Consider the following 7,345-nt stretch of genomic DNA (forward strand, 5'->3'; position numbering starts at 1 on the left):
TGCACATCCGCCTTTGCCGATTTCGCACCCCTTACCCTCCTTTCCCGCCATCATTTTTCTTCCTTTCCTTTCCCTCCTCTTTCTCGCGCACCCTTATGAATATTTCCCCGAAGAATTTTTCCTGGAAAATGGAAACCTTCCTGTCCTGGACAAGGTGCAGAAGCGGCAGGAGGGTGGTGATGGTCTCCATGGGCGCCTTGCTGCCCAGTATCCCGCTGAACGTGGCAAGCCCCTCCGAGTCCTTGTGCGAAAGGATGCGCGAATAGACATCCTCCATCTTCCTTTCCATGTTGAATTCCGGAAGCTGGATATTTATCACTTCAGGGATGGCAATCCTCGAAGCCTTCTCCTCCCGCTTTTTCTGCTCGTCAAACACCCTTTCCATGGCCACAAGGAGCTCGTCGAGCGTGACCATCCTCCTTGGCGGCACGCGCGTTTTGAGCTCAAGCACAGGTATCACCGAAGGCTCGCCCTCCTCCTCGACATAGGTCTGCTCCTCGACCACCTGCGTCTCCTCCTCGAAGCGCAAGGCGTCGCTTTTGAAGCGTATGAGTATCGCCGCTGCAAGTATGAGGTTCGCCGGCACGCGAAGGTCGCGCATCTCCAGTTTTTTTATCCGCTCAAGGTAGCTTCCGGTGATTTCAACGATGTCTATGTTCCAGGGGTCAAGCTTCCTGGTCGCCACAAGGTCAAGTAGCATCTCGCGCCAGGTGGGCAGCGCCACTATCTTCTCAAGCTTCATGTCCTCTCCCGACAAGTTGGCGGCCCCCGGGGCTTTCTCCCCATCGTCTATCCTCTCCCCTTCCTCCTCGTAAGCGCGCGCCCTCCGCTTCGGCTCGTCCTCCCCGCTGTAGAAGGAGTCCTTTTCCAGCCGTTCCATTTCCTCTCCTGCCGCCATGCCTGAAAATACCGCGCCACCTATTTTATACCTGACCCCGCCTTCCGGCCGCATGCCTTGGCGCATTGCCCATGCCCTGCCTTTCCGCATGCCTTGGCGCATTGCACAACCTATCTGGAAGCCATTTTCCAGCCCAGGCTTCTTCCCGCCCCTATCCCTCTTCCCCGCAGGCCCTGAATCGCAATTAAAAAACCATGCGCCATTAACATTGCGGTGCCATTCTTATGGAGAAGGAAAAATCAGTGAGCGAGATAACCGACGAGGCAATTTCCGACGGAGGCTACCTTGCCCAGATATACTTTGACCTTCACGCAAAAACCGCCGACGATGTGAAGAGCCTCATGGTCGGGTTCATCTCCAAGCTCACCAAGGAGCCCGGCGTCATTTACGCTGTTGGCGAGATAGACTCCCCCCTTGAGAAGGGAGGCGTGTTTTCCACATGGGCAGAGGTGAAGCTTCTTGCAAAGGACTTCTCCACGCTCGTTCGGATATCCTCCCAGTACTCGCCGATAGGGGTCGAAATCCTCCGCCCGGACAAGGTGTCCCTTTCGCTTGCCGAGGCGCAAGGCGCGCTTCTGGACATTTCGCAGGTAAGCCAGAACTTCACGCGCATGATAATGGAGCGCGTCCTGTCAAAGGAGGAGGCGGAGGAGTACAGGCAGAAGATGCTTTCCCGCACCGAGCTTGGCAGGAAGCTCCTCAAAAAGGAGCAGCAAGCCTAAAAAGAGAGGATGCGCTATCCTTTTGCAGGTGCGAAAATGGACGTTTCCAAGGTGAAATCCGGGATACCTGGCCTTGACCTGATGCTTGGCGGCGGCTTTGCGAAAAACAGCGCGGTGGCTGTCGCAGGGGGCACGGGCTCGGGCAGGACCATTTTCATTTCCCAATTCCTGGTCAAGGGAGCAACCGACTTTTCTGAGCCGGGGCTCTTCCTTTCTTTTGACGAGAGCAAGGAATCCGTGTCCTCCAACCTTGCCGCATTCGGCTGGGACCTGCCTGACCTTGAGAAGAGGCAGAAGCTCACTTTCATCGAATACCCCCACAACGAACTTTCCGCGTTCGTCGAGCAGGAGTCAGCCCTGAAGGACCTTATCGAGACCCTCGGCATAAAGCGGGTGGTGATAGACTCCATAACCCCCTATGCGCTCATGTTCACATCCCAGGAAGAGCGCAGGATAGCGACCCTGAAGCTCGTAAACGCGGTCAAGGGATGGAAAGTCACCGCGCTCATTTCCGCAGAAACGGTCCCTGGTGCCGAGGACATTTTTCCGCACACCCTCTCAGGCGTGGAATCGTTCTGCGATGGCTTCATCAACCTGTCGTTCAGGCGCCGCGGCGACCGCAGGGCCCGCGAGATTGAGATAGTGAAGATGCGCGGCTGCCGCCACGAGCACGAGTTCAGGCCCGCAAGCATAGGCGAGGACGGCTTTGTGGTGGGCGACGGCGATAGGGGGGCAGAAAACAGGCCGCTTCCAAAAAAGAAGAGGGTGGTCCTGGATGGTTGAAAAAATAGACCCATGGGCGTCCGAGCAGTCTTTTGACTATTCCAAGCTCTTTGACGAATTCGGGATGTCCTGCATGGATGGCTCCCTGGCCAAGAGGCTTTCCTTCAGGCTGGCGGAAAGGGGCATACTTTTCGCTCACCGCGACTTGGACCTATGGATAAAAGATGCAGATGAGGGCAGGGAAGTTGCGGTCATGTCCGGCATCAAGCCCTCGTCCGAGTTCCACCTGGGAAGCAAGCTCACAGCAGAGGAGATAATATTCTTCCAGAAAAGATTCAAGGCAAAGGTGTTCTATGCGATTGCAGACCTTGAGGCATTCGCCGACAACGGGCTCACGCTGGAACAGACGCACGAGACCGCGGTATCGAATGTCGCCGACCTGCTTGCGCTCGGCCTTGACGAAAAAAACGCATACGTCTACAAGCAGTCCCAGGAAAGGAGGGTCATGCAGTCAGCATATGTATACTCCCGCCGCGCCACCCCTGCAATGCTTCGCGCCATATACGGCGAGCGCAACTATTCCCTTTACTTTGCCGCGCTCACGCAGGTGGGGGACATACTCCTTCCGCAGCACAGGGATTTCGGCGGGCCCAAGCGCGTGATAGTGCCTGTCGGTGTTGACCAGGACCCGCACATCCGCCTCGCGCGAGACATCGCATTCAAGGAAAAGCTCACTCTTCCTGGCGCAACCTACCATAAGATAATGCGCAGCCTCAAGGGCGAGTCGAAAATGAGCAAGCGCGACCCAAATTCCACGCTCTCGCTTTCCGATTCCCCCGAAGCCGCGAAAAAGAAGCTCGCGTCCGTTTTCACAGGCGGCAGGACGACTGCCGATGAGCAGAGGAAAATGGGCGGCGAAATAGAAAAATGCGTGCTTTACGACCTTATGCGCTTCCACTTCATCGATGACGAAAAAGAGCTTGCAAAAATGAGCGCAGACTGCACAGGCGGCTCCGTCCTTTGCGGCGAGTGCAAGGCGCGCTACATAACGCGCGCGCTTGACTGGCTCTCCGCGCACCAGGAGAAGAAAAAGAGGATGCTTCCGAAGGCAAGGAAAATTCTCGAGGATGCCGTTTAGCCATCGCACCTGTCCAAAACCCGCGCGCGGCAAATCCTCGGGACGAAAGCGCACGCCGTAGCCTGCTCAATCTGCTCGCTTCTATGGAGCACGCGCGCGGAGAAATGCCCGATTGCGCCGTGCTTCCTGCCTATCTTTTCTATGCCCGCAACCTGCGCCATCACTTTCCCAAGGTCGCTTCCGTCCCTTTTTATCGCAGCCACGATTTCCTCCGAAACCGCAAACCCCATTCCCGTCCCGTATGTCTCTTCCTTCCCGTCATACGCGCAGCACACGGTGATGTCCATGTGCATTCCAGGATAAAGCGAAAATAGCCCGCTTTCTATCCCCAGGGAATAATCGCACTTTCCTTTAGCCCTCCTCCAAGCCGCATGCGCGCGGTTTTTCGCCCCGTCAAAAGTTTCCGAGTTGAACGGGTGCGCGCGCACCCCTGAGCGCTCCTTGTGCCCGGCAACCGCGAATTTTTTGCCAAACACGCGGGAGAGCGCGCGCTTCGCCCCGAGAAGCTTGGTTGGGTTTTCCGTCCCCGCCTGTACGCGAATGGGGGCTGCCCGCTTCCCCTTCAAGTCGATTTTTCCCAGGTAGATGTCCGTGCAGGAGATTTTCTTCAAATCATCCCCAAAGGCGAGGGGCACAAAGATTATGCCAAGCGCGGGCAATCCGTTCTTCTTGCGCGCGCGGTTTATCCTTTCAGCCGCCAAGCGCGTTTCCTCCGTGACTATTATGGCATTTGCATCTGGAAGCGTGGAGGCAACATCGCTCTCGTGCTCGATTTTCCTGATGGCGGTGCGCGCGGCAAGCGAATTCTTCCTCAGCGCGCTTTCCAGCCCGGCAAGCCGTTTCGCATAGGGGAAGGAGGGGTATATCTTATGCTTTTTCACATAGGCGTCGGAGGTAAGCCCGATGGTCACCTTGCCGAACTTCCTGCATGCTGAAAGCAGCCGCTCATGCCCGGCATGGACATAGGTGAACGTCCCCCCGATTATGCAATGCGACATAAGACCATCTCGGCCTGCCCGGATTACCAGTGGTATTTCACTCCGAAAAGCTCGTAGATGTATGCGACCATGAACACAAAGCCCGTGAAAATGGGATAGAGCCAGAGCATGCATATGAGCGGGAGTATGTGCTTCCTCCCGGGCCTTGTGCCCGATATTTCAAAGCTCTTTACCAGGAAATATGCCCATATGGCAAGCGAGAACATGCCCAAAAGCCATGCCGATTGGAACATCACCATCCCGTTGCCGGCTCCAGCTACGGTGGCGCTCAGCCCTGCCGAGAAATTGTATGTGAAAGGGGTCAGCCAGTCGAAGAAATTACGGCTCAAGGACATGATGGTCCATGCCATGAAAAGCGCCGCGAAAAACCCGCTGCCAAGCGTGGTGGGCAGTATGAATATGCCGAAATCGCCGTATTTCGGGTTGAAGAAAAGCTCGATGTATTTGAGGACATTCATCACCCCGCCGCGGTACCAGCGGAGCCTTTGGCGGAAGAGCTTGGGGAGCGTGCCCGGCACCTCGGTGAGCACCATCGTCTCATGGCAGGCGCGTATCTTGTACCCGTGCTTTTGCATGCGAAGGGCAATCTCCATGTCCTCCGTAAGGTTCTGCTCGTCAAACCCCCCGAGCTTGTCGAGTATGTCCTTCCTGTAAAGCGCGGTCGGCCCCGGGGTCACGTAAAGGCCGTCTATGCTCGCAATCGTCTTGAAAAAGAACCCGAATGAAATCCAGTATTCTATTTCCTGCACGCGCTGGAGCATGGTTTTCGGCTTGTTGACGCATACGAACACCACGACCGATGCGACCTTGTCGTCGCGGTAGAAATGCCTCGCAGCCTTCTCAAGCACATCCTTTCTTGGATAGGTGTCCGAGTCTATGCAGGCGACCAGCTTTCCCTTCGCGTGCCTTATCGCAAAATTGAGCGCGGCGGCCTTTCCCCTGTTCTTCTCGTTCCTGAGAATGGATATGCCCCCCATTCCGCAAAGCTTCTCATAAGAGCCGTCGGTCGAGCCGTCATCCACCACCAGTATGTCGAACTTGCCCTTGTATTCCATCCTCCTGCAGGCGTCCAGGCACTCGAATATCGTGTCCCCTGTGTTGAACGAGGGCACAATCACCGTGACGTCCGGCCAGCTTTCCGGGTCAGGGGGCGTCTCCTCCTGCTTCGCCCCTTCCAGCCAAAGGATGAGGTACGAGCAGAATATGAACAGCGAAAGCATGGTGTATGCTATGAATATTACCTGGTATGAGATTGCAAGGAAGGTGAAGACGCAAAGCGCGAGCACCGCCATGCCGATTATTGCAAGCTCGCGCCGCTCAGGTATGCGTATGGTGGAGCGGCGGTATTCGTGCTTCTTGTCCAGCAAACGTTTCACCCGCGCTTAGCCTGAAAGGCGGCTTTCCACCGCAGCCTCGTCACTGAGCCCGCCCAGCACCACCCTGTCGTCTATGACGAGCGAAGGGACGCCGGTTATGTTGTGGCGGCGCAGGAACACGTTGACGAACTCATAGTCGGTGTCGCTCGGGAACGCGAACACCTGCATTTCCGGATGGGTCTTGCGAAGCGAGTCGAGGACCCCCCCCTGCGCCCGGCACTGCGGGCAGTCCTCTTTCACCTTGTAGAAGAACAGCACTGTCCTGTAGGGGGTGCTTCCGCAGTATTTCTCCATCGCGCGCGTGTTGAGGTACAGCGCGGCGTTCGCAAGGTAATACTGCCCCTTTATCTTCTCATAGTCCGAGTTCATGATGTTGCTCTGCTCATAGTAGCGTATCTTTTCCGATAGCGCATAAGCCCTGGACGCCTTGCTTTCTTCAGTGTTTGAAACATAGCCGCAAAGCTCTGCAGTGTTGTTGTCCATCACCTGCGAATAAAGGTAAAGGAGCCGCTCGGAGTCCGATTGCAGCCGCAGCTCGTCAACCGCTTCGCGAAGCTCCCCCGCCCTCATCGAGTCCAGCTGCGTTATGAAAAAAAACCCGAGAAGCGCGATTGCAAGCGTCAGAAGCGCCGCTTTCATGTAAGGGCTGGATGCTTTGTTTGCCATATCACCTAAAACCTCCTGCTAGCGCCCCCTGCCTGCCAATCACGAGTCGCCCTTGTTCTCCTCCCACATCCTTCTTATGAGCGAGCGGAGCTCCTCCCTCTTGCGCTCGAACTCGCCCTCCTCCTCCTCTGAAAGCCGTATCCTCTCGACAAATGCCGCCTTCTCCTCGCCGCCGTTCCCTTCCACGCCCGCAGCCGCCTCCCGCATGCCCGCAACGCCGTTTTCAGCGGGCTGCAGCCCGAGTATCTCGCTTTCCTTCAAAAGCCCCCTCACCTTCTCCTCCAAGGCCGCATGTGCGGTTTCCATTTCCTGAAGCATGGCGGATGCCTTCTGGAGCTCTTCGCCGCCCACCTTCACCGCCATGCCCTTCCCTGCATTCAGCGCACGCACGCTGTCTGCAATCTTCCTTGAAGCCTCCTCCTGCTTTTTGCGGAGCTCTTCCTGGGCGCTTGCTATCTCCTCTGAAATATCTACATAGTCGTCTTTTATCTGCTGAAGCCTCTGGACGGTCTCCTGCTGGCTGGAAATCAGCATTGACACCTTGGAAGACTCTTTCTTCACAAGCGATACCGCGTCAGCCAGGCTTGCCATGGTCGCCGCTTTCTGCCGTTTGGCGTCCTCGCCCATCTTGCGCAGCTCGGCAAGGCGCCGTTTCGCCCCGCCTACCGAGTCCTCGCCGTCCTTGAGCGCCTCCGCGCGCTTCTCCATCGCGGAAATGCGCTCAGCAAGGCTTTTTTGCTCATCGCCAACCGCCTCAATTGCGGAATCCAGCTCGTTTTTCAGAACCTTCGCATCCTCAATCTCATTCTGGAGGGCAATCAGCT

General features: G+C 56.5%; 8 protein-coding genes. 3 read left to right on the plus strand and 5 right to left on the minus strand.

Going from position 1 to position 7,345, the window contains the following annotated elements; all coding sequences use genetic code 11:
* Nucleotides 1-31 precede the first annotated feature (31 nt).
* Entirely contained in the window at nt 32-1,000 is a 969-nt protein-coding gene (locus WC488_03930) for a ScpA family protein (protein ID MFA5077548.1), read from the minus strand.
* A 122-nt stretch (nt 1,001-1,122) separates the two neighbouring features.
* On the opposite strand from WC488_03930, the gene WC488_03935 reads away from it, so the two are divergent.
* The 3 genes from WC488_03935 to trpS are packed head-to-tail and all read left to right on the plus strand — an operon-like array spanning nt 1,123 to nt 3,481.
* A complete protein-coding gene (locus WC488_03935; GenBank protein ID MFA5077549.1) occupies nt 1,123-1,620 on the plus strand; it encodes a hypothetical protein in 498 nt (165 codons plus the stop codon).
* A 36-nt stretch (nt 1,621-1,656) separates the two neighbouring features.
* Nucleotides 1,657-2,403, plus strand: a complete 747-nt coding sequence (locus WC488_03940; GenBank protein ID MFA5077550.1) for an ATPase domain-containing protein — start codon at nt 1,657-1,659, stop codon at nt 2,401-2,403.
* Nucleotides 2,396-3,481 carry a tryptophan--tRNA ligase gene (gene trpS / locus WC488_03945; protein MFA5077551.1) on the plus strand — a complete coding sequence of 362 codons (1,086 nt, stop codon included), beginning with the start codon at nt 2,396-2,398 and terminating at the stop codon, nt 3,479-3,481. The genes WC488_03940 and trpS overlap by 8 nt, the downstream gene beginning before the upstream one ends.
* Here trpS and yjjX read toward each other — a convergent pair.
* The 4 genes from yjjX to WC488_03965 form a co-directional block, all read right to left on the minus strand.
* Entirely contained in the window at nt 3,478-4,479 is a 1,002-nt protein-coding gene (gene yjjX, locus WC488_03950; GenBank protein MFA5077552.1) for an inosine/xanthosine triphosphatase, read from the minus strand. The two genes, trpS and yjjX, sit on opposite strands and share 4 nt — an antisense overlap.
* Before the next feature lie 23 nt (nt 4,480-4,502).
* Nucleotides 4,503-5,846, minus strand: a complete 1,344-nt coding sequence (locus WC488_03955; protein ID MFA5077553.1) for a glycosyltransferase family 2 protein — start codon at nt 5,844-5,846, stop codon at nt 4,503-4,505.
* A gap of 15 nt (nt 5,847-5,861) precedes the next feature.
* Nucleotides 5,862-6,521, minus strand: a complete 660-nt coding sequence (locus WC488_03960; protein ID MFA5077554.1) for a hypothetical protein — start codon at nt 6,519-6,521, stop codon at nt 5,862-5,864.
* A gap of 39 nt (nt 6,522-6,560) precedes the next feature.
* A partial coding sequence (locus WC488_03965) for a hypothetical protein (protein ID MFA5077555.1) occupies nt 6,561-7,345 on the minus strand: 785 nt, incomplete at its 5' end.

This window comes from Candidatus Micrarchaeia archaeon (genome assembly GCA_041650355.1).
GTDB lineage: Archaea > Micrarchaeota > Micrarchaeia > Anstonellales > Bilamarchaeaceae > JAHJBR01.

What these genes read in the sequence shown, in the direction of transcription:
- WC488_03960 (MFA5077554.1), bottom strand. Translation starts at nt 6,521, where the DNA reads ATGGCAAACAAAGCATCCAGCCCTTACATGAAAGCGGCGCTTCTGACG.
- WC488_03935 (MFA5077549.1), top strand. Translation starts at nt 1,123, where the DNA reads ATGGAGAAGGAAAAATCAGTGAGCGAGATAACCGACGAGGCAATTTCC.
- WC488_03940 (MFA5077550.1), top strand. Translation starts at nt 1,657, where the DNA reads ATGGACGTTTCCAAGGTGAAATCCGGGATACCTGGCCTTGACCTGATG.
- trpS (MFA5077551.1), top strand. Translation starts at nt 2,396, where the DNA reads ATGGTTGAAAAAATAGACCCATGGGCGTCCGAGCAGTCTTTTGACTAT.
- yjjX (MFA5077552.1), bottom strand. Translation starts at nt 4,479, where the DNA reads ATGTCGCATTGCATAATCGGGGGGACGTTCACCTATGTCCATGCCGGG.
- WC488_03930 (MFA5077548.1), bottom strand. Translation starts at nt 1,000, where the DNA reads ATGCGCCAAGGCATGCGGAAAGGCAGGGCATGGGCAATGCGCCAAGGC.